We start from the raw sequence: 21,879 nt of genomic DNA, 5'->3' as shown, positions 1-21,879 counted from the left end.
ACAAAAATGAAGAATGCATTTTACTACTTTACTTTTTTTTTAGTGAGTTTTATAACTTCCCTATGTACTGCACAAGACCTAAATAAGCCTCTTCCCATAGCTACTCATACAATCATTGATAGTTTAGAAAATGGTTTTCATTACATTATTCACTCTACCAAACAAACAAAAACAGAATATAGATTAGTACTGAATACTGGATCATTACAAGAAACTAATGAAGAAAAAGGATATGCACATTTCCTTGAACACATGATATTCAATGGCTCTACTGATTTTCCTCAATGGAAAGCTGTTGACACGCTTCAGACACTTGGTTATCGTTATGGACGTGACATTAATGCTTATACCACCTATGAACGTACTGTATACCAACTTTCATTGCAGAATCCTGAAGAAACAAACTTGGCTTTATCAATTTTAGCTAATTTCTTATCTAAAGCCTCACTAGACGATGATGCTATCGAAAAAGAAAGAAAAATTGTTATTCAAGAAATTAAAGACTTTGGAAAAGAAACTCCAATAAATCAAAAAAAATTAGAAGGAACAAAACATCAAAGCCATTTACCTATAGCTACTGAAAATGATATTTTAGCGTTAGATAATCAAAGGTTAAAAGCATTTTATAAAAAATGGTACGCTCCTAATCTAGCCACTTTGATAGTAACTGGAAATGTAGACCCTATAAAAGTACAGGCTATTATTAAACATCTTTTTAGAGATGCTGTACCTACTCTATATGGAAAAAGATTACAAAATATAGCAAGTTATAATCCTGCTTTTAATTCTTATTTATTAAAAGATTATAATGAGAATAATAAGCCAGCAAAACTAGAAATAATACGATTTACAAAATCTTCTTTAATGCAAACAGAAGACGATCTAAAAATGAATATTATTGAATCACTTTATAAAAACTACCTTCTCAACAAAATAAGTCAAACTGATATAAAAACTCGTTACCATACAATTTGGTACTTATCAAATCGACTTGAAAACACTTTTGAATTAGAAGCTCAAACAAAAAAAGAATTACTGAATAAAGTAAAGCAAATTGCGAGTATCGTCAGCACTATAAACCGCAATGGTATTAAGACAGAAGAACTTATAGAATTAAAAGAAAACTATATTAATAAATTATATACAGGTATTGATGAGGATGCTACATATATTGCAGATTCTTACGTAGATCAAGCTGCTGCTTTTAGCAACTACCTAAGCATTGAAATAAAAAATGATTTATCAAAAAAACTAATAGAAATAATAACTCCTGAAGATTTACAACAATTACATTATAATAGTTGGTTAAAAGATACTTCAAATTTATACTTACTTACTAATATACCTTCTGACTTTGGAAAAATAGAAGAAAGTACTCTCCTTAAGGCTTGGAAGAGCGGTTTAAAAAAGACGATAACATTTATTAAAAAAGAAGTTTCTGAGTCAGCTACCAATGAAAATCAGTTATTAAAAAGTTTTAAATGGTCTGAATTACCTATTTCAGATATAGACAATAAACCAGCTTCTCTTCTAGCAACAAAGTATTATCAAAATATTGATGTTACAGAATTAACTTTAGATAATGGGCTACATATTGCTATAAAGCCAACTCTAAGTGATGAAGACAATATCATTCTCTCTCTTTCATCGCGAAATGGTTTCAAACTTCTCACTGATCAAGACTATAATTATTTTCAAGACGCAACTTATTTTATTGATGGTTCTTGGATTAAAGGACTCACAAATGATGATTATTTTGACCTAAGCTTAGATAAAGAAATATCAACATTAGTAAGTATAACTGATAATGCAAGTATTATTAATACCGTAAGTCGAATCAATAATGCTGAAGATTTATTTGAGTGGTCATATCGAAAATTATACAACTATGAAAAGCCTCAAGAGGATTTTGATGACTATATAAAAGAATCAATAGCTAGTCTAACTAAGGAAAAAAGAGAATCTACTTTTTTGAATATTCCATCTATAAAACTTGACCATAAAATAGCACAATATAAAAACCCTAAAAGCAGAGATACAAAAGAATTAAACACTGTCGAAGATTGGAATACAGTAAATTTAGATAAGATTTTTTCGCTTTACGACTACATAGTTTCTAAGAGTGATAAGAACTATATAGTTCTAAGCGGAAACTTTGATAAAGAAATAATACAAGAATTGGCGATTCAGTATTTTTCAAAAACACCTTCAATAAAGAAAACTTCATTTGATATAAATAAAAAAGACATAGCATCAAATGAAAGCGAAAACAAAAAAATTACTAGAGAAAACATCGTATCCGATGGTTTAGAAAGACCGGAAACAAATATTATTTTTAAAGGAAAAATACAACCAACACTCAAAGAATCAATTATAGCCCAAATGGCTAGAGAAATTTTTAATGACAAGTTTTTAAACATTTCAAGAGAAAAAGAAGGTCTAGTTTACTCACCTTACACTGATATTCAAGTTGATATTTATCCAATTCCGCAAACTGCTATATCTCTTAGTTTTTCTGCATCAGAAAAAGATATTCCCATTTTAGAAGATATGGCTAAAGAAGTTATAGTAGAAATGCAAACTAATGAAATTGATGAGCAATTACTAAACCGTATGAAACGCACTATTCTAAACAATAAAGCAATGCATTTAACAGAAGGTGCTACTTCTTTATGGGCTGAAAAAATAAGAGAGATTTACTTAAACTTTGGCTCAATAGAAGATTTTAATTCCTACGATGACATCTTGCAAAGCATTACTCCAAAAGATGTAAAAGAAGTATGTAACAGCGTATTTGATATTTCGGACTATGGCGTATTTTCACTTATTCCAGAAGCCAACTAATAAAATAAAAAAAGCACCAAGCATTAAAAAGACTTGGTGCTTTTTTTAGCACAATACATTTTAAGAGATAGTAATTAAACTATTTACTGTCTATACTAAAGATAATAGATTCCTCTAAATACTTTTCTAACTTATCATAAAAATCTTTTACTTTCTTGTAATCCTTAGCCTCTATAATTGATTTTACTCTAGCAGTTTGTAGCTTACACTCTATGCTAGTATCTTTCTGTGTAATTTTTAATTGTGCTTGTAGTCCTAAATCTTTATCTACTAAATTCCAAGACATAGGAATACTTGATATTTTATAGCCTTGCGGAATATTAATAGAAATAGCATAGTTATCTATCAATGGATAACCAAAATTAATATCACTTGTACGTTCACCTGCCACAAAAGGACTAAAACGAGAATTAAAAAAACAAAAGGATTAAAGATGATACTGTTATTAAAAGTGTAATAAGCGTTGTCTTGTTTTAATGCATATCGAAGTCGTAAACTATTTGTATTATCATTACCATTAACTACACTAAAATCTGATAGAACCACTCCTTGTATGTTAGATTCAATCTCTCTTGCCAATCTCCACTCACCAATTTCTTTATACTTCTCTCGCCAAGGAATTGCAGCATGCTTGTCAAACGCTGATAATACATAACCTTTTAATTGCCCCTTAGGGAAAAGTGAAACTTGATAAGATTCACTTTGATTAGACGCAAACGTTGGAACTAAATCAAGTTCCATAACTATACCTTTATCACTAATCATCCATCCTACTCCATTTAAATCTTCAAACGGTAAAACTCCAACTTGTGAAAAAGGGCTTGTAGCATCTAATAAATAGGTGGAATCACCCACTTTGACACCTGCTATAATATGATTAAAAAACATTGCCTGCCACGTATTCTTTAAACCGTTGCTACGAGTACTTATAAATACAGGTTGAGCATTTAAATCAGCATATTTTAAAACATTGATTAAAAGTAGATTGATATCTGCGGAATTACCTAGCTTTCTGTTAAACGTAGATTTACTTCCTTTATCATAATACATTGAATAATTACCATCCCATTTTACAGTATTTTGTACAAATTTCAAAACCTTTTCTATACGTTCTATTTCCGATAACGTATTAAACTCTTCTTTAGGTAAAAGTTTTTGATAAAAATTATTATTCGTAATCTGCTTCCAAAAAGTTTTATTAGTTATTAAATCTTGTACAAATTCTTTTTCATCTTGTAAGACTTTTTGAGGATTACTGAATGGGTATTTAAGTACTGCTAAATCAAAACGGATCTTACTGATACTATTATTAAAGTTATCTATAATTGGCTCTTCATATAATGGGGCAACATTCGTTGCTTCAAATCTTTTTTGAATAGAATTGACATTTTGACTTCCACTAAAAGCACTTCCATAATAAAATTTCGTATTCGTTTCTTTAGTACTTTCCTTTACGTTTATAATTCCATTTTTAATCATTTTGTATTCATAGAATTCAGGAATTGTAACCACATAAGTCGTTTTCAACTTAGGAAGACTTCCTTCTATCTGCCATTCAGGTAAAATATCAATATAAGAAGTAACTTTTTTATAAACGTATTCGACAATGCTTCCGACAGGTGCATCTATAAAATCCACTCCTTTCTCAGCATAATCATCATGATTTGTCGAGATAATACGATTGGACTTTACTTTTTCTTTGACAATTTTATTGTCTTTTAAATAGTAAATCATAGCATGTTCAATCTTAACATCTTCACCAAAAACACCTTTTCTAAAATAAGGCACACGAAAGGAAGCTGCTAATACACCAGAATTACTTAATATTTTTATCTTACGACTTACTATTTCAACAACCTGGTAATTACCATTTATATTGTCAAAATCAAAATACACTTTTTCTTCTTCATTTAAAATAATCGCATCAGACGATGAAAACTTTCCATATGCACTTCTATCACTTTTTAACTCTTCAGCGGTTACCTTTTCGATAAATTCTTGTGCAAAAGAAATTTGAGTAAATAATAAAATATAGAGAATAAGGGGATATTTAGACATAAATTAAAGTAAATATTATAATTAATATATCCATAAAAATAGTAAAAATCAGCGATGAATCGATAAAGAATTACTTCTTAACTATTAAAACAAAAAACCAAGACTATTCGTCTTGGTTTTGTCCATCTTTATATACATCTGTTCGATAGTTTTCATCTTCACCATCCAGTATCTGAATGTAGCTCTTATACCTTGACCAAGCTAGCTGGTCGTTATCTAAAGCTTCTTTAACAGCACAGTGAGGTTCTTCTCTATGGAGACAGTTATTGAATTTACACTGGTCTTTTAAGGCAAAAAACTCAGGGAAATAATCTCCTACTTCTTGTGGCTCCATATCTACAATACCAAAACCACGAATACCAGGAGTATCTATAATATGTGCATCAAAAGACAAGTCGTACATTTCTGCAAATGTAGTAGTGTGTTGACCTTGCTGATGTTGTTCAGATATATTTGCCGTTTTGAGATTAAGTCCAGGTTCGATAGCATTAATAAGTGTAGATTTCCCCACTCCTGAATGTCCAGAAAACATTGAAACTTTTCCTTTCATTCTCTCTTTAATAGCATCTATCCCTTTTCCTTCAGTAGCAGAAACTCTTAAACATTCATAACCTATTTCACTATAGATATATTGTAAATATAACTGGTCATCTAAAGTCTCTTCTGCAAAAGTGTCTATCTTATTAAAGACTATAATTGTCTTAATACCATAAGCTTCTGCAGTTACTAAAAAACGGTCAATGAAACTTGTAGTAGTAACAGGATTATTAATAGTTACTACCAAAAAAACAATATCTATATTAGAAGCAATTATATGAACTTGCTTAGAAAGGTTTACCGACTTACGCACAATATAATTCGTACGTGGCTCAATCTCATTAATAACTCCTGTAGTTTTATCATTAGTAGTTTCTAACTCAAATTGAACATGATCACCAACAGCAATTGGATTAGTACTCTTAATACCCTTGATTCTGAATTTCCCTTTGATTCTACAATCATAGAAAATTCCATCCTCCGATTTAACTGAATACCAACTTCCTGTTGATTTGTAAACAATTCCTCTCATATAATTACTTCGTAGTAAAACTTATTTCTTATTAATAATTTGATCTTGTCTATGAATACTTTCTTGATGAATAGCAGTATATATATCAGTAATAAATTCTTCTGTAAAACCAATATGTTTACCTTCTTCTTGCATCTTCTCAAGAATTTTACTCCATCTATCTTGTTGAAATACTGCAACGTTTTTCTCTCTCTTTAATGCACCAATAGAATCAGAAATAGCCATTCTTTTTCTTAACAAATCTAACAGTTTACTATCCATATCATCTATTTGGATACGGTAAGCTTGTATCTTTTGTAAGAAATCTTCTGTCTCATCAGTAATATTTCTCACTTTTAGATTTGAAATAATTTCAGCTAATTGTTCTGGCGTTACTTGTTGCGCTGCATCACTCCATGCATTATCAGGATCACAGTGTGTCTCAATCATTAACCCATCAAAGTTAAGATCTAAAGCTTGTTGCGAAACTGGTAATATTTTCTTTCTGTTTCCAGTTATATGAGATGGATCACATATAATTGGAATATTTGGCAAATGTAGTCTTAAATCTAATGGTATTTGCCATTCTGGAATATTTCTATACTTAGTTTTTTCATAAGTACTGAATCCACGGTGTATAACTCCTAATTTTTCAATACCTGCTTTAAACAATCGCTCTACTCCTCCCATCCATAATGATAAATCCGGATTCACTGGATTCTTTAACAAAACCACTTTATCGGTTCCTTGCAATACATCTGCAATTTCCTGCACGGCAAAAGGGTTTACAGCTGTACGAGCTCCAATCCATAAAATATCAATATCGTGTTCCAAGCACAATTGTACGTGCTCAGCTGTTGCAACCTCCGTTGCTAAAAGCATTCCTGTTTCTGCTTTTACTTCTTGTAACCATTTTAATCCAATGGCTCCAACTCCTTCAAAACCACCTGGACGAGTACGAGGTTTCCATATCCCAGCGCGATAGACCTTTACCTCTTTTGGCAAAGACTTTGCGATTCTCATAACTTGTTCTGGTGTTTCTGCACTACAAGGTCCAGCTATTATGGCTGGATTTTGGCCTTCAAATAAAGACATCCAATCCTTGTTGATGTTCAATTTTTCCATTGGTTTAAAATTTTAATTATATTACTTAATAACGACTATTAGTATAATAGTGGAAAATTACTACACTTATTTTAAAAAAGGTATACAATTTAAAATAAAGTATTAGAAAAATACATTTTTCAAAGAAATTTCTTTTATAAATCGTTACTTTTATCGTTTAATAACGAAAATCAGAAATAAAATGACATTATTAACCTTTACCTTGATTATGTTCTTAGGTGCTTTTGCTGCCGGATTTATAGGATCATTATCAGGACTTGGAGGGGGAATAATCATCATTCCTTTGCTATCCGTTTTTTTAGGAGTTGATATGCATTATGCAATTGGTACTGCTCTTGTTGCTGTAATTGCTACTTCTTCAGGGTCAGCTTCAGCGTATGTAAAAGAAGGAATTACCAATATGCGTTTAGGAATGTTTTTAGAAATTGCAACCACAGCTGGTGCTGTTATAGGCGCGCTTATCTCTACCAATGCACCTACCTCAGCTCTAGCCATTATTTTTGGAGCAACTCTAATTTTCTCTTCCATTAATTCACTACGCAAAAAAGAAGATCACCTTGTTACACCTGATAAGGCAAGTTCTTTAGCCCAAAAATTAAAATTAGTTAGCACCTATCCTACTCCTTCTGGAGAAACTGTGAAATATGGAATGACAAATGTAATAGGCGGTTTTAGTATGATGGGGGTTGCAGGCATGATGTCAGGATTATTAGGTATTGGATCTGGAGCATTTAAAGTTATTGCGATGGATTCAATTATGAAAGTTCCTTTCAAAGTATCGACGACGACTAGTAATTTTATGATGGGAGTTACAGCTATTGCAAGTTCCGTAATCTATATTCAAAAAGGATATATTGAGCCAAGTATTTGTATGCCTGTTATTATTGGTGTTTTAATAGGATCAATGGTCGGGGCAAAAGTCCTTCTAAAAGCAAATACAAAAAAACTAAAAGTTTTCTTTGCATTCTTGATTCTAGCACTTGCTATTAATATGATTTATAACGGAGTGCTTGGTAAAATTTAATACATATGACTACAAAAAAATTCAACGATACTGATTTGCAATCCATCATTGGAAATGTACTCCGCTATGGCGTATTGATTGCATTGACGGTGGCAGTAATTGGTGGTATAATATTAATGCTTACCAAATCTGGAGATACTGTCCACTTTGAGACTTTTACTGCCAAAGAAACAAACTTATTTGAAGTATTTAATGATATAATTACTGGTGTTGGACAGGGTAATGGAGAATCTATTATTTTTCTAGGGATACTATTATTATTCCTTACTCCTGCACTGCGTTTAGTATTATCCCTTATCTCCTTTTTTATGGAGCGTGATCTACTTTATGTATTTATTACACTAATTGTAATAAGTATTATTATTTTAAGTGTCACATTTGGGTTCTCCCATTAAGATTAGATTATTCTCTAAAATAAAAAAGAGGTTAAACAATGTATACTAACAACATTGTTTAACCTCTTTTTCTTTACAATTACTAAAAACCATCATATGCTAATTCAAATAAGTAAAGGGTATTCCTTTTTATGAAAGGCTAACTATTATATAATTTTATAAAACTTATTCAAAATAGCAATCAATAAACCAATCAATTTTAGAATTGGAATGGTCTTGATCTTTGTAAAATCAAGAAGGTTTTTAGAAATTCCTAAAAACTAAAAAGTCAAGATGACTTCATCTTATTATACCTCATCCAATTCATTGCAGCCGTTTAATTTTTCAAAAGGTCTATTTGAATAGAAGGATCTAAAATGATTCGTGGAATTAAGTATTCCATATATGCCTTTATTACTTCTTTATTACTGTAAAGGATATGATTTTTTCAACAATGCGCCAACAGTTCTTCAAGATTCCTTCAATAAACAGCCTTCTATATGGAGCAATCATGGGGAAGTGTTGAAGAAGTGTTGAAGGATTTCGCTCTAATGCTTATAAACACTGGCTTTACCAAGCATTTAAAATTTACCCCAATAGATTGATTTCAACGATAAGTAATTGTAATATAAATAGATACGTTTTTTAGGGTTAAAAAAAAGTGAGGTAGTTTTTATTTTACTCAGATAGCTTAAACGTTTACTAAAAACCTCATAATTTATTGATAGGTAGAGAATCTATTTGATACCGAAATCCAATTTGAATACCTAATTAATCAATTAACCAATGCTGAAATACCTCTATCAGGATTATTTTATTAGTACTGATGCTGGTTTTGTTTCTCAGAAGCTTAGAAAAATAATTAGAAATAAAGAAATAATAGCCCATATTCATCCTAATAAACGAAATAGTCAAAATAATAGAGACGATTACTCTGATAAGAAACGATACAAAGTAAGACATGCTATTAAAAGTACAAATGCTTAGTTAGATAACTTTCGCTCTTTACCCAATAGATTTAATCCTACATTATCTAGTTGGATAATATGAAATTTCATAGCTTTTATTGTTACAGGTCTAAAGAAATTTTAGAAAACTAAAAAGTTAAGATAACTTCACCTCTTGTTGTTTACAATTATTAGAAGATAAGTGCAATAAACAATAAATAAGGAGCATTAACATCGTTTCATAAAAAGGATTGATCTTTTTATGAAAGACTAACTATTGTACAATATTGTAAAACTTATTATAAATAGCAATCAATCAGTCTAACAATTTTATATTTGTATATAGGTTCAAGTTATTTAAGTATTTTTGTTATAATAAAAAAGAAAAAGATGTCACTACAAGTACAAAATATTAGTAAGTTTTATGGAGATCAAAAAGCGCTAGATGATGTAAGTTTTTCAATTCCTACTGGTCAAGTGGTAGGTTTCTTAGGTCCTAATGGAGCTGGTAAGTCTACTTTAATGAAGATCTTGACAACTTATATACACAGTGACAAAGGGCAAGCATATGTCAATGATTTTAATGTAGAAACAGATACTAAAAAAGTACAAAAATCTATAGGTTATCTTCCAGAACACAATCCTTTATATCTCGATATGTATGTTCGTGAATACCTAGCTTTTAATGCTGATATCTATAAAGTTTCTAAAAGCAGAATTGAAGAAGTTATCGAACTTACTGGTTTAACACCGGAAGCGCATAAAAAAATTGGTCAACTATCTAAAGGATATCGTCAGCGAGTAGGGTTAGCAACTGCACTTTTACACGATCCTGAAGTATTAATATTAGATGAACCAACTACTGGGCTTGACCCAAATCAATTAGTTGAAATACGTGAATTAATTAAAAATATAGGCAAAAACAAAACTGTTTTCCTATCTACACACATTATGCAAGAGGTAGAAGCAATTTGTGAACGTGTTATAATTATAAACAAAGGAAAAATAGTTGCCGACCAAGTTCTCTCTAATATTTTAGAGAATCAAGATGAACAAGTAATAGCAGTTGAATTTGATTATAAAATAGAGATTGAATTTATTAATAGAATTAAAAACTTAATTAGAGCAAATCACATACACGATACGAAATGGGAATTAGTTTTCCCTATAGATGGTGATCACAGAGCAACTGTTTTTGACTTTGCGCAAGAGCACGGATTAAAAACACTTTCACTACAAGTTAAAAATAAAAACTTGGAAAGTCTTTTTAGAGAAATAACTGCCCAATAAAAAAAACACTTATTTATCACTCAAAAAATAATAAGAAAGGCTCATCGTTTCGATGAGCCTTTCTTGGCTAACTAACAAAAAACAATCTATTAAATACACTGTAGTTTATAAAAAAACTCAGACATTATTTCGAATTACGGGCATCTATTTCTTCTTGTGGAAGAACTAATTGAAAACGTTTATCATTAGGCTCAATAGTTAATACTGTTCTATGATTTCCCTTTCTTTCAATACCTCTTTGTAGGCGTTTAGCATCATACCATTCTACACCAGTTTCTCCATACAGTTCTTTTCTACGCTCTACCAGAATAACTTCCAATAATTCAGTACCTGAAGCTCTGGTAGCTTTTGCTTCTTTGTCTCTATTCTGGCGAATTGCATCTACTAATTCTCTAGCTTTTCCTTCATTTCCTAAATTATACTCTGCTTCTGCTTGAATCAACACTAATTCAGGATAGCGAATGATAGGAATATCTGCTTCAAACGTGAATTTGAATTTACTTGTTACATATTCTTGCCAATCTCCTGCTGGTTTTTCGTAAAAATTACTAAACAAATTACGTACATCTGTCTTTGAAAATAATTTTACAAATTCATCATTTATAAATGTTCCATGATACGCAATAGCTACGTGATCCATCATCGCGTGAGGGTGTGAACGATAGTAAACAGTTTGATCTGCTGTCTGAGGTAACGCCCATAACCATTCAGAAGCTAGCATAGAATCAAAACCATTAGTGTACTCTTCTGCATTTAATACCTTCGTCACATTACCTCCATAAGCTTCTTCTGCGTTTTTCTGAGCAAGTTTCCATTCTCCCATATATTGATAAACTTGAGCTAAAAAAGCTTGTACAACAGGCTTATTGATATACGATTTATTAATACGTCTTTCTGTCAATCGACTAGCCCCTTCTTCTAAATCATCAACAATGCGTTTAAAAAACTCCTCTTTTGTAGAAAAAGGATTAGGAGTAGATGATGGTTCTGTATAAATAGGAGGAAACTTTAAATTCTGACTAGATTGATATGCATCCCCAAACTCTAGAGCTAATTGATAATAATAATACCCTCTTAAAGCAAATGCTTGCCCTAAAATTTCATCTTTTTCAGCATCAGATAATTTATCACTTGCCTCTACACCTTGAATCAAATTATTAACTTGATCAATAATTAAATAAGGCAATCGCCAAGAAAAGATAGATCGTGTTCCCGTACTAATGTTTCCTTGATAGTCATAATCATCACCAAACCATATTTGTTTTTGTATCAAATCTGCCCCTTTAACACTTCTTGCAAAAATAATACTGTGTATTCCTGAGGCTTCATCATTAATTAATGATGAACGTTGTATACGCAATATTCCAGATAAAAATGATGTTGCACCTTCCTTACTTCCAAAAACTACTTCAGGAGAAATACTATCTTTTGGTTGTGGATCATCTAAGAAATCTGACGAACAACCTGTCAAAGTTGCTAAAGCAACTACACTAAATAATTTTATTATATTTTTAATCATAACTTACTTTACTTAAAAATTGATATTTAAACCTACTGAGACATTTGCTGAAACTGGCATTCTATAGTTAGTTTGCCCGTTAATGCTTTGCTCTGGATCAATTCCTTTATGTGATTGAAAAGTCAATAAATTTTCTGCCTGCACATATAATCTTGCTTTCTTAAGCTTTAATTTTCCAAGCTGTTCTATTGGAAGATTATATCCTAGTGTAATCGCTTTTAATCTTAGATAATCATTTTTATATAAGAAACGAGAGGAAGTAGCTCCAAAATTATTCGTTGAATTAATTAAAATAGGAATATCAGTAATATCTCCTGGTTTTTGCCAACGATTTGCTAAATCTGGAGAACTTTGATATCCTTTAGAAATACCATCTATTAAACTTGCATAGTCGCCATCATAAACATAACCTCCTAAACTAAAGTTGAAAAAAGCGCTGAAGTCAAAGTTTCTATAGCTTAATGAAGTATTAAAACCTCCTACAACTTTAGGTAATGCAGAATGGCTGTAATAACGTGTTGCTTCATCGTAGTCCTTTGTAGTTTCTTTACCAATTATATTTCCTTGTGCATCGACTATATCTTTATACCACATTCCATAACCGTCTTGAGGATCTACTCCTGCCCAATCTTTAATAAAGAAATCATATAGAGATCTTCCTACCTCCCACTGATGCATTCCTTTAATAAAGCTATCTTGTGTAAGGGATTTAATTCTGTTCTTATCGAATGAAAAATTAATACTTGTGTCCCAAGTAAAATCATTAGCACGAATATTGTGAGAAGTTAAACTTACTTCTAATCCCGTATTTTCAAGTTTCCCAGTATTAGTCAATTTTTCTAAATTTCCTGTTGAGGGTGCTTGTGGCACAGCATATAACAAATCAATTGAGCTTTTCTTGTAATAATCTACTGACCCTTCAATGCGATTATTAAATAAACTGAAATCCACTCCAACATTAAAAGATGCTGTCTTTTCCCATGTTAATCCAGGATCTGTTAAAGAACCTAATATTACACCAGGATTATCTAACTGATTGTATCCAGTTTCAAATAACCTTAAATAAGGAAAATAATTAGTTCCTGTATTATTGTTTCCTAGTTCTCCATAAGAAGCTCTTAATTTTAATAAGTTTAATACATTACTATCTACTAAGAAATCTTCAGACGATACAATCCAAGAACCACCTATAGAATAGAAGTCACCTTTTCTGGTTTTCTTATCAAATCTCGTACTTGCATCTCTGCGGTAAGATCCTTCAATAAAATATTTATTAGCATAATCGTAACTTAATCTTCCAAGGTAACTTGTCAAACGATCTTCTACTACATAACCACCCAAACTTTCTAAAGAAGTTCCACTTCCTATTTCTTCATTTCCAGGTAAATATCCAGTAGAAGAACCATTAAAAAGATCTTGCTTATATTTATACGCTTCGTAGATAGCATCAGCAGTTAAATGATGTTCACCAAAACTTTTTTCGTAGTGTAACGTATTGATAAAGTTAAGTGTCTCTGAAGTATCTTTTTGTTTAGAAACACGCCCTTTTACACTAGCTGCTTGTCCATATACTGCATTATTATATGATTTAACATCAAAATCAAAACGCTCATAAGATAAATTTGTTCTAAAGTATAATCCAGGAGCTAGATCAAGCTTCGCGTATCCATTCCAATTCAAATTTGAACGGCGATTTATTAAGCTATTATTATATAATATCCCCACAGCATTTTCACCACTCATTATAGGTCGAACACTATTAACATCTTTACTTGAAGCATTACCATAATCGTAGATTGCTCCACCTTGCGGATCGTAAACTATAGCTCCATTTTTATCTCTTTTATACACAGGAAAAACACTTGGCATTGCATAAGTCCAACCTATTGGACTATATAAATTAGTTCCTGATTGCGTAGGGAAATTTTGATTTGAATTAGTATAAGCAATATTAGCACCTACTTGAGCCCAATCTGTAATCTGACTATCTAAATTTAATCTTACCGCTGTACGTTCAAAATTTGAAGTTTTTAATAAACCATCTTGGTTCAAATAATTAGCAGATAAAAAATAAGTAGTCTTATCTCCACCTCCTGCTACATTAAACCCATACTCATTGCGAAAAGCTTGATTTCTCTTTAATTCTTTTTTCCAATCAGTTTCCCATAATAAAGGATCTTTCACTGTATAATTACCATCATAATCTACAGGCTGTTCAGTTCCATAAGGATTATATCCTAAGTAACTAACTAATCCATCAGAAGCTTTTTTTCTAGCGACAGCTTCATCTTGTCCCAGAACATAATGATAGTTATTCTTTCTTGCTTCCCATAGATACTCTGTATATTCCTTTGTTCCCAATACCTTATGAGTATCTACCGCATCAAACGATACACCTGAACTTATATTAATATTGATATCTGGAGTAGAGTTTCTCTTTCCTGACTTTGTCTTAATCAAGATTACCCCATTAGCTCCACGTGATCCATAAAGTGCTGTAGAAGATGCATCTTTAAGAACATTAATTGTTTCTATTTGATCTGAGCTAATTGAATTAAGGTTTCCAGAAAATGGAGCACCATCCAATATAATTAAAGGGCTAGCATCTGCATTTATAGATCCAATGCCTCGCACTCTAATTGTAGGGTTCTCACCTGGTTGAGAACTTGAGTTAATAATATTAACTCCAGCTACATTTCCTTGCAATGCAGAAACGACAGAAGTGGCAGGTATTTTTGCTATTACATCACTTTTAATTTGTCCGATTGCACCTACGACAGCTTTTTGTTTTTGAGTTCCATAAGCTACTATAACTATATCATCTAAATTAGTACCTACTTCTTCTAAAACGATAGTTAAATTCTCTTGATCACCTATTTTTACTTGTTGTGGTGTAAAACCTAAATAATCAAAAGATAAAATATCTCCAGGCTTTACCTTCAAAACAAAGGTTCCATTTAAATCAGTTTGGACTCCCTGGTTACTATTTTTAATAATAACTGATACTCCAGGAAGATATAGTCCTTCGGTATCAATAACAGTTCCTGAGAGACTTTTTTCTTGCGCTATTGCTATATTACATAACAATACTAGCAAACTACTAAACAGTAATTTTACATTAATACTTTTCATTCTTACTAAAAATTTTATTATTTTTAGCAGCACACACACATAAATATCGTTTTTTGCTGCTATAAAAAACGATACAAAAAAAGGAGGCTTTGACGAGCCTCCTTATCTTGTAAAAAAAATAAACAAAATCTATATCGGCTTAAAAGTCATTTTAGAGCATAACATTCCCATCATCATATCCATTTGATGACATTTTATACAACAGAATGCTTGCATTTGTATAACTAAGAAATCTAATACACTTTGCTTTTCTTTCATGCACTTAAACTTTTATTTTTTTATTACTGTGCAAATATACATACCTAGATAATAAAACTAAACAACAAGACGTAATACAGAAAATTTAACTATTAGCGTTATTTAAACAGATAAAAACAATAAATCACTATTTAATTTTGAGTCATATCAGAATATTCTTCTCTTTTTATATTATGAAATTGACAACAAACACACATTTTGTCCTCTTTTAAAAATGAATAAATCAATAAAAAAGGCAATTTGAATAATTATCAATAACCAACACATCTATCCTTATAGATCAATTGCTGCATTATAAATGTTAAGTAAAAAAAGAAAAGGCTGTTCAAAAATTTGAACAGCCTTTTCTTTTTATATTTATTCCATGTTTTATCTACTAAAACAATCCATTAATTTCAGCATCAATACGATTGATAATATCACCTAAATCTTCTGGGTTATCAACAAAATTCAGATTATCAACATCAACAATCAATAACTTCCCTTTATTATAACCTTTAATCCATTCTTCATAGCGATCATTTAATCTACTTAAATATTCTATTGAAATAGAATTCTCATAATCGCGTCCTCTCTTATGAATTTGCCCTACAAGATTAGGTACAGAACTTCTTAAATAAATTAATAAGTCTGGAGCACCAACTAACTCTTGCATTAATTCAAATAAAGAAGAATAGTTTTGAAAATCTCTATTTGACATTAGTCCCATCGCATGTAAATTTGGAGCAAAAATGTGTGCATCCTCATATATAGTACGATCTTGAATAATTGTTTTGCCACTTTGTCTAATTTGTAGTACTTGACGAAAACGACTATTTAAGAAGTAAACTTGCAGATTAAAAGACCAACGATCCATCTGATGATAAAAATCGTCCAAATAAGGATTATCTACAACATCTTCATAATGAGGTTCCCACCCATAGTGTTTCGCTAACAAGTTAGTTAACGTTGTCTTTCCTGCGCCAATATTTCCAGCAATTGCTATATGCATTACGGTAATTTTAAAAAGTAATTGTTTAATTTTTCGTCTGTAAAAATACTCATTTTTTGAGTGCTATAAAAGAAGCCTAAAATGCTTTTTTCTTTTGTATCGATCACAAACTTCTTATTTCGCACTAAGTCAATATAGTACAATTTATTTTCTAAGGAATAAATTATTTTATCTGTTCCTAATATCTGCAAAGAATCAAATGGAGTATCTAATTCAAACTCGAGTACTTTTTTACCATTTACATCGATAGCATTTAACTTATTGTCTTTATCTATCCAAAAAAAGTTATTTAAAGTGGAATATACTCCTTTAACCTCATCTACAGCTTCTATTTTATAGGCTGTATGTCTTTCATAAGAGGTATTATTATATAGATATACACTTCCTGTATTACTATCAAATAGCCATATCTTTCTTCCTACGCTATTCCCTACATACGAGGCAGACATATTTGGAAAACGCTCTGCAAAATTCACAATTCCCATTTGACCTAAGTCTTTATTCAAATTGACAATCATTTGACTCTCTTTATAAAAAAGAATTGGGAACATAGGTAGTGTAACATCGACTGAAGTTAATTCGCCTAAACTACTGTTGCTATAACTTGCACTATTGTACTTAGTCACTTTTCGCAATGTATTTTCATTTACTATAAAAGAACTATCATACATGTCTTTACTAATAAAAACTTGTCCTTTGGGTATCGTTTCAGAATTGATAAACTTCAGTTTTAAAGTATCTTGCGCATGTGTATTCAAAACAGAAAGAAAGAAAATTGCTAAGAAGAAAAATCTCATAACCTATTTTTTTAAATTCTTATATATGTAAAATATGTAAAAGGTATACTGTGCTTTTCATCTACTGGATGATTTTCTTCCCTAATTACATTCCATTGGTTGGTATCAAAATCAGGAAAAAAAGCATCTGCATCGAATGATTTATGCACTCTTGTCAATTCTAATTTATCTGCAAAGGGCAATGCTTGTGTATAAATCTCACCACCACCAATTACAAAAACCTCTTCATTCTTATCTGCCAACGCTAATGCATCTTCCAAACTATTAACTACAACGCATCCCTCTGGAGCAGTATAATCTGATTGTCTAGTAATTATAATGTGTTTACGATTAGGCAAAGGCTTAGGAAATGATTCAAAAGTCTTTCTTCCCATGATTATAGTATGATGAGAAGTTAGAGTTTTAAAATGCTTAAAGTCATCAGGTAAGTGCCAAAGCAACTGATTATTTTTTCCTAAAGCATTATTTTCAGCCACAGCTGCTATTAAAGTTATCATACAGTTGAGTTAAATTAAGGAATGAGAGGCTTATCTTCTTTTGTACCAAGTGATAAGTCGTTCTGTGCCAAATCACGTTTTACATCTACTAATGGAAAATCTTTTTCGACCTTAGCTCTCAACTCTTTTATTCGTTTTTGTTGTAGTTCTATTAAACGAGCTATTTCTTTATCTTCCCATTGTTTACCCATAAAACGGTTTACAATTAATACATTAATGGTATGTAAGAAAATAATTATAGCCCAAACCCCCATTGCATAAGGCCACCACACTAAACTAGTAGTTGGATCTTGAACAAACGTGTTTATACAAAACATTAGTAAGCTTCCTAAAGCAAACACAACAAAGTGAAAAAACAACATCTTCTTTTGTTGTACTCGCTGTCTAGCGTAATTATACTGCTCGTAACTTTTTTCTTTTTCCATAGCATTTCATTTTTTAGCAATTTTATACTGACACTTTCCCTTTAATAGGTGGATGAGGATCATAATTCTCTAATACAAAATCCTCAAAATCAAAATCAAAAATATCTTTCACCTCTTTGTTCAAAATCATTTTTGGTAATGCACGAGGTTCTCTTTCTAATTGTAAATTAACTTGTTCAATATGATTGTTATATATGTGAACATCACCAAACGTATGAATAAAATCCCCTAATTCTAAATCACAAACTTGAGCAACCATCATTGTAAATAAGGCATAAGAAGCAATATTAAAAGGAACGCCTAGAAACACATCTGCACTTCTTTGATACAATTGACAAGACAATTTCCCTTCTGCAACATAAAATTGGAAAAAAGAATGACAGGGTGGTAAAGCAGCTTTACCATTAGCTACATTTTCAGCAAACGAAACAGTAGTATCAGGCAACACGCTTGGATTCCATGCAGAGACCATTATTCGTCTACTATTAGGATTATTCTTTAATGTATCGATTACTTCTTTTATTTGATCTATTCCCTCTCCATTCCAATTTCTCCATTGATATCCATATACCGGTCCTAAGTCTCCATTTTCATCTGCCCACTCATCCCAAATACGAACGCCATTTTCTTTTAAATATGCAATATTTGTATCACCTTTTAAAAACCACAAAAGCTCATAAATAATTGACTTTAAGTGAACTTTTTTAGTTGTTACTAATGGGAAGCCCTTGCTTAAATCGAATCGCATTTGATACCCAAAAATACTTTTGGTTCCTGTACCTGTACGATCTCCTTTTTGTATACCATTATCTAATACTTCTCTAACTAGGTCTAAATATTGTTTCATGTTGTGTTGTTTGGGGTATTGATAACCTTATTGTCTTTTATTTAATTCATCTCTCAACTTAGCTGCCTTCTCATAATCTTCTTTGGCAATAGCATCATCAAGCATTGTATTTAATTCTTCGATATCATAATCTAAGTAATCTTCTCCAGGACTTTCATAATCATCACCTAACAACTGCTCTACTTGAGACATAATATCCTCGTTATCGTCACTCTCATCTTCTTCAACATCCTCCTCTAAATCCTCTAACATACTAGAATTTAGAGTAATACCTGCTATATTCATTATATCTTTATATACAAATATTGGAGCATCGAATCGAATAGCTAACGCAATAGCATCAGATGTTCTAGCGTCTAAAATTTCTTCTACTCCCATTCTTTCGCACACTAGACTAGAGAAAAAGACTCCATCTACTAATTTATGAATAATTACCTGTTTTATTTTAATATCATAACGATCTGCAAATGATTTAAACAAATCGTGTGTAAGTGGACGTGGTGGACGTATTTCTTCTTCTATAGCAATAGCAATAGATTGGGCCTCAAAGGCACCTATTACAATAGGTAGTTTTCGCTCACCATCAACTTCATCTAAAATTAGGGCATACGCACCATTTTGTGTATGGCTATACGATATCCCTTTAACCATTAGTTTTATCAAACTCATAATTTCCGTTTATAAACAAAAAAGCAACTAAAACAAAGATATAAATTCTTTGTCTTAATTGCTTTGTTTATCAATAAGCTTTTAAAAAATGCTTGTTATTATTAAGCGTTTTTAGCTTTAAATTCTTTTAATTTAGCAACTAATTGAGGCAATACAGTAAATGCATCTCCTACGATACCATAGTCAGCAACTTTAAAAAATGGAGCTTCTGGATCAGTATTAATAGCCACTTTTACTTTAGATGCGTTTACACCAGCTATATGTTGGATTGCTCCAGAAATACCTACAGCGATATACAAGTTAGATGAAACTGGTTTACCAGTTTGACCTACGTGTTCTTCATGAGATCTCCATCCTAAGTCAGAAACTGGTTTTGAACATGCTAGAGCTGCTCCTAATACATCAGCTAATTCCTCTAACATTCCCCAATTTTCAGGTCCTTTCATTCCTCTACCTCCTGATACTACGATATCAGCATCAGCAATAGTTACTTTACCAGAAACTTTTTCTACGTTCTCTACTTTTAATGAGAAATCAGCATCGTTTAATGTTGGTGCGAAATCTTCAACAGTTGCTGTTCCTGAAGTTTCTACTAATCCAAATGAGTTTTTAGCTACTGCAATTACTTTAACATCAGAAGTTAACTCTGTATTATTAAATGCTTTATTAGAGAAAGCATTTCTTCTCACTACGAAAGGTGATGTACTTTCAGGCAATGCAACAACATTTGAAGCAAATCCAGCATCTAATCCTACAGCTACTATTGGAGCCATATATAAACTATCTGTAGTAGATGAAAGAATTACCACTTTACTTCCTTCTTTCTTTGCAGCTTGCTTTACAACATCTGCATAAGCTTTAGCATTAAATACGTTTAGTTTATCATTCGTTACTTTAAGTACTTTATCTACACCATAAGAACCTAACTCACTAACATCTCCAATATTAATAGTTACAGCAGTAACAGTTGTTCCAAGAGATTCTGCTACTTTTTTAGCATAAGAAGCTAATTCTAATGCTACTTTTTTAAATTTTCCTTCTGCTGACTCAGCATATATTAAAACTGACATACTTTTCTTTTTTTAAGGTTAAAAATTAAATTAATAGCTTAGATTACTTTTGCTTCGTTGTGAAGTAAATTAACTAATTCATCTAAGTTATCTGGTGAAATCATTTTACATGCAGATTTAGGTGCAGGTTTTTCAAATTTCACAGCTTTAGTTGTAACATCAGCTCCAACTGGTTCTAGCACAGTTAACGCTTTTGCTCTAGCAGACATAATTCCACGCATATTTGGAATACGTAAATCTTTTTCCTCTACTAATCCTTTTTGACCTCCTATAACCATTGGTAATTTTCCAGAAATTGTTTCTTTACCACCATCAATTTGACGAATTGCTTTCACAAAAGTTCCTTCAACTTCTAATCCTTCACAAGAATTGATAAAATCATAACCTAAAAATGCAGCAAGCATTCCAGGAACCATTCCTCCATTATAATCTAATGATTCTTTACCAGCCAATACTAAATCGTATCCTCCATTTTTCACTACTTCTGCTAACTGTTTTGCTACAAACATTCCATCAGTTGGGTTAGCATTTACACGAATAGCTTCATCCGCTCCGATTGCTAATGCTTTACGTAGAGTTGGCTCTGTATCAGCTCCTCCAACATTTACAACAGTTACTGTTGCTCCTTGTTTTTCTTTAAACCATATAGCACGCGTTAAAGCATACTCGTCATTAGGATTGATTACAAATTGAACTCCATTTGTATCAAATTCAGTATCTCCATTAGTGAAGTTGATTTTTGAAGTAGTATCAGGCACGTGGCTGATGCAAACTAATATTTTCATTTTATATAGTTTTTTGTGTTTTACATTTACTCGTACCGACGAAAATAAGAATTTATTTCGATATTTTACTATGCATGCATATTATTTTACAGATGAATTAAAAAGTTATTATTAAAATATTTCTTATCCACATTAGAATAATTCTAAATAATAAACAATGTTTTCACTTTATTTATTAC

At 31.3% G+C, this 21,879-nt stretch carries 19 protein-coding genes; 5 read left to right on the top strand and 14 right to left on the bottom strand.

The features are described from left to right. Positions 1–6: 6 nt before the first annotated feature. A complete protein-coding gene (locus RH98_RS01285; protein WP_010249625.1) occupies positions 7–2,844 on the top strand; it encodes a M16 family metallopeptidase in 2,838 nt (945 codons plus the stop codon). Between the two features lie 79 nt (positions 2,845–2,923). On the opposite strand, the gene RH98_RS01280 is transcribed toward RH98_RS01285, so the two are convergent. The 4 genes from RH98_RS01280 to RH98_RS01265 all read right to left on the bottom strand — a co-directional run bounded on the left by RH98_RS01280 (position 2,924) and on the right by RH98_RS01265 (position 7,075). Then, positions 2,924–3,235 carry a DUF3858 domain-containing protein gene (locus RH98_RS01280; protein ID WP_010249624.1) on the bottom strand — a complete coding sequence of 104 codons (312 nt, stop codon included), beginning with the start codon at positions 3,233–3,235 and terminating at the stop codon, positions 2,924–2,926. Continuing rightward, entirely contained in the window at positions 3,190–4,902 is a 1,713-nt protein-coding gene (locus tag RH98_RS01275) for a hypothetical protein (protein WP_010249623.1), read from the bottom strand. The genes RH98_RS01280 and RH98_RS01275 overlap by 46 nt, the downstream gene beginning before the upstream one ends. 103 nt (positions 4,903–5,005) lie before the next feature. Continuing rightward, positions 5,006–5,971: a ribosome small subunit-dependent GTPase A gene (gene rsgA / locus RH98_RS01270; protein WP_010249622.1), complete on the bottom strand. Its 966-nt coding sequence runs from the start codon at positions 5,969–5,971 to the stop codon at positions 5,006–5,008. 21 nt (positions 5,972–5,992) lie between these two features. Continuing rightward, positions 5,993–7,075: a chorismate mutase gene (locus tag RH98_RS01265; protein WP_026038662.1), complete on the bottom strand. Its 1,083-nt coding sequence runs from the start codon at positions 7,073–7,075 to the stop codon at positions 5,993–5,995. Positions 7,076–7,256: 181 nt separating this feature from the next. Here RH98_RS01265 and RH98_RS01260 point away from each other — a divergent pair, with 181 nt between their 5' ends. The 4 genes from RH98_RS01260 (at position 7,257) to gldA (ending at position 10,710) form a co-directional block, all read left to right on the top strand. Beyond that, positions 7,257–8,099, top strand: a complete 843-nt coding sequence (locus tag RH98_RS01260; protein ID WP_010249620.1) for a sulfite exporter TauE/SafE family protein — start codon at positions 7,257–7,259, stop codon at positions 8,097–8,099. 5 nt (positions 8,100–8,104) lie between these two features. Next, positions 8,105–8,494, top strand: coding sequence for a DUF1634 domain-containing protein (locus RH98_RS01255; protein WP_010249619.1), 390 nt, complete (start codon positions 8,105–8,107; stop codon positions 8,492–8,494). 765 nt (positions 8,495–9,259) lie between these two features. Then, the gene (locus tag RH98_RS15170; protein WP_010249618.1) at positions 9,260–9,460 is read left to right on the top strand and encodes a hypothetical protein; all 201 of its coding nucleotides are present in this window, start codon (positions 9,260–9,262) and stop codon (positions 9,458–9,460) included. 350 nt (positions 9,461–9,810) lie between these two features. Continuing rightward, a complete protein-coding gene (gene gldA / locus RH98_RS01245) occupies positions 9,811–10,710 on the top strand; it encodes a gliding motility-associated ABC transporter ATP-binding subunit GldA (protein WP_010249617.1) in 900 nt (299 codons plus the stop codon). Positions 10,711–10,834: 124 nt separating this feature from the next. Here gldA and RH98_RS01240 read toward each other — a convergent pair whose 3' ends face one another. From RH98_RS01240 to RH98_RS01195, 10 genes are all read right to left on the bottom strand, one after another. After that, on the bottom strand, positions 10,835–12,229 hold the full coding sequence (locus tag RH98_RS01240; protein ID WP_010249616.1) for a RagB/SusD family nutrient uptake outer membrane protein: 1,395 nt from the start codon (positions 12,227–12,229) through the stop codon (positions 10,835–10,837). A gap of 12 nt (positions 12,230–12,241) precedes the next feature. Further along, positions 12,242–15,361 (bottom strand): SusC/RagA family TonB-linked outer membrane protein, encoded by a 3,120-nt coding sequence (locus RH98_RS01235; protein WP_010249614.1) that lies wholly within the window; start codon positions 15,359–15,361, stop codon positions 12,242–12,244. 634 nt (positions 15,362–15,995) lie between these two features. After that, positions 15,996–16,610, bottom strand: a complete 615-nt coding sequence (locus tag RH98_RS01230) for a deoxynucleoside kinase (RefSeq protein ID WP_010249612.1) — start codon at positions 16,608–16,610, stop codon at positions 15,996–15,998. Further along, positions 16,610–17,407 (bottom strand): hypothetical protein, encoded by a 798-nt coding sequence (locus RH98_RS01225; protein ID WP_010249611.1) that lies wholly within the window; start codon positions 17,405–17,407, stop codon positions 16,610–16,612. The genes RH98_RS01230 and RH98_RS01225 overlap by 1 nt, the downstream gene beginning before the upstream one ends. A gap of 11 nt (positions 17,408–17,418) precedes the next feature. Beyond that, positions 17,419–17,904, bottom strand: coding sequence for a dihydrofolate reductase (locus RH98_RS01220; protein WP_010249610.1), 486 nt, complete (start codon positions 17,902–17,904; stop codon positions 17,419–17,421). 14 nt (positions 17,905–17,918) lie between these two features. Continuing rightward, positions 17,919–18,329: a 2TM domain-containing protein gene (locus tag RH98_RS01215; RefSeq protein WP_010249609.1), complete on the bottom strand. Its 411-nt coding sequence runs from the start codon at positions 18,327–18,329 to the stop codon at positions 17,919–17,921. Positions 18,330–18,351: 22 nt separating this feature from the next. Further along, a complete protein-coding gene (locus RH98_RS01210) occupies positions 18,352–19,176 on the bottom strand; it encodes a thymidylate synthase (RefSeq protein WP_010249608.1) in 825 nt (274 codons plus the stop codon). Positions 19,177–19,203: 27 nt separating this feature from the next. Continuing rightward, positions 19,204–19,845 (bottom strand): bifunctional nuclease family protein, encoded by a 642-nt coding sequence (locus tag RH98_RS01205; protein WP_026038661.1) that lies wholly within the window; start codon positions 19,843–19,845, stop codon positions 19,204–19,206. A gap of 101 nt (positions 19,846–19,946) precedes the next feature. Continuing rightward, positions 19,947–20,915, bottom strand: coding sequence for an electron transfer flavoprotein subunit alpha/FixB family protein (locus RH98_RS01200; protein ID WP_010249605.1), 969 nt, complete (start codon positions 20,913–20,915; stop codon positions 19,947–19,949). Positions 20,916–20,953: 38 nt separating this feature from the next. Then, positions 20,954–21,700, bottom strand: a complete 747-nt coding sequence (locus tag RH98_RS01195; protein ID WP_010249603.1) for an electron transfer flavoprotein subunit beta/FixA family protein — start codon at positions 21,698–21,700, stop codon at positions 20,954–20,956. Positions 21,701–21,879 lie beyond the last annotated feature (179 nt).

The sequence above is a fragment of the Myroides injenensis M09-0166 genome, from assembly GCF_000246945.1.
In the GTDB taxonomy this organism is placed as follows: domain Bacteria; phylum Bacteroidota; class Bacteroidia; order Flavobacteriales; family Flavobacteriaceae; genus Flavobacterium; species Flavobacterium injenense.
Note: the sequence above shows the minus strand (reverse complement) of the source record. Positions and strands in the feature narration are given on the sequence as shown.

Excerpts from the sequence above, each read along its gene's own strand:
- RH98_RS01285 (WP_010249625.1), top strand. The coding sequence starts at position 7 with ATGAAGAATGCATTTTACTACTTTACTTTTTTTTTAGTGAGTTTTATA.
- RH98_RS01275 (WP_010249623.1), bottom strand. The coding sequence starts at position 4,902 with ATGTCTAAATATCCCCTTATTCTCTATATTTTATTATTTACTCAAATT.
- rsgA (WP_010249622.1), bottom strand. The coding sequence starts at position 5,971 with ATGAGAGGAATTGTTTACAAATCAACAGGAAGTTGGTATTCAGTTAAA.
- RH98_RS01265 (WP_026038662.1), bottom strand. The coding sequence starts at position 7,075 with ATGGAAAAATTGAACATCAACAAGGATTGGATGTCTTTATTTGAAGGC.
- RH98_RS01260 (WP_010249620.1), top strand. The coding sequence starts at position 7,257 with ATGACATTATTAACCTTTACCTTGATTATGTTCTTAGGTGCTTTTGCT.
- RH98_RS01255 (WP_010249619.1), top strand. The coding sequence starts at position 8,105 with ATGACTACAAAAAAATTCAACGATACTGATTTGCAATCCATCATTGGA.
- RH98_RS15170 (WP_010249618.1), top strand. The coding sequence starts at position 9,260 with ATGCTGAAATACCTCTATCAGGATTATTTTATTAGTACTGATGCTGGT.
- gldA (WP_010249617.1), top strand. The coding sequence starts at position 9,811 with ATGTCACTACAAGTACAAAATATTAGTAAGTTTTATGGAGATCAAAAA.
- RH98_RS01240 (WP_010249616.1), bottom strand. The coding sequence starts at position 12,229 with ATGATTAAAAATATAATAAAATTATTTAGTGTAGTTGCTTTAGCAACT.
- RH98_RS01235 (WP_010249614.1), bottom strand. The coding sequence starts at position 15,361 with ATGAAAAGTATTAATGTAAAATTACTGTTTAGTAGTTTGCTAGTATTG.
- RH98_RS01230 (WP_010249612.1), bottom strand. The coding sequence starts at position 16,610 with ATGCATATAGCAATTGCTGGAAATATTGGCGCAGGAAAGACAACGTTA.
- RH98_RS01225 (WP_010249611.1), bottom strand. The coding sequence starts at position 17,407 with ATGAGATTTTTCTTCTTAGCAATTTTCTTTCTTTCTGTTTTGAATACA.
- RH98_RS01220 (WP_010249610.1), bottom strand. The coding sequence starts at position 17,904 with ATGATAACTTTAATAGCAGCTGTGGCTGAAAATAATGCTTTAGGAAAA.
- RH98_RS01215 (WP_010249609.1), bottom strand. The coding sequence starts at position 18,329 with ATGGAAAAAGAAAAAAGTTACGAGCAGTATAATTACGCTAGACAGCGA.
- RH98_RS01210 (WP_010249608.1), bottom strand. The coding sequence starts at position 19,176 with ATGAAACAATATTTAGACCTAGTTAGAGAAGTATTAGATAATGGTATA.
- RH98_RS01205 (WP_026038661.1), bottom strand. The coding sequence starts at position 19,845 with ATGAGTTTGATAAAACTAATGGTTAAAGGGATATCGTATAGCCATACA.
- RH98_RS01200 (WP_010249605.1), bottom strand. The coding sequence starts at position 20,915 with ATGTCAGTTTTAATATATGCTGAGTCAGCAGAAGGAAAATTTAAAAAA.
- RH98_RS01195 (WP_010249603.1), bottom strand. The coding sequence starts at position 21,700 with ATGAAAATATTAGTTTGCATCAGCCACGTGCCTGATACTACTTCAAAA.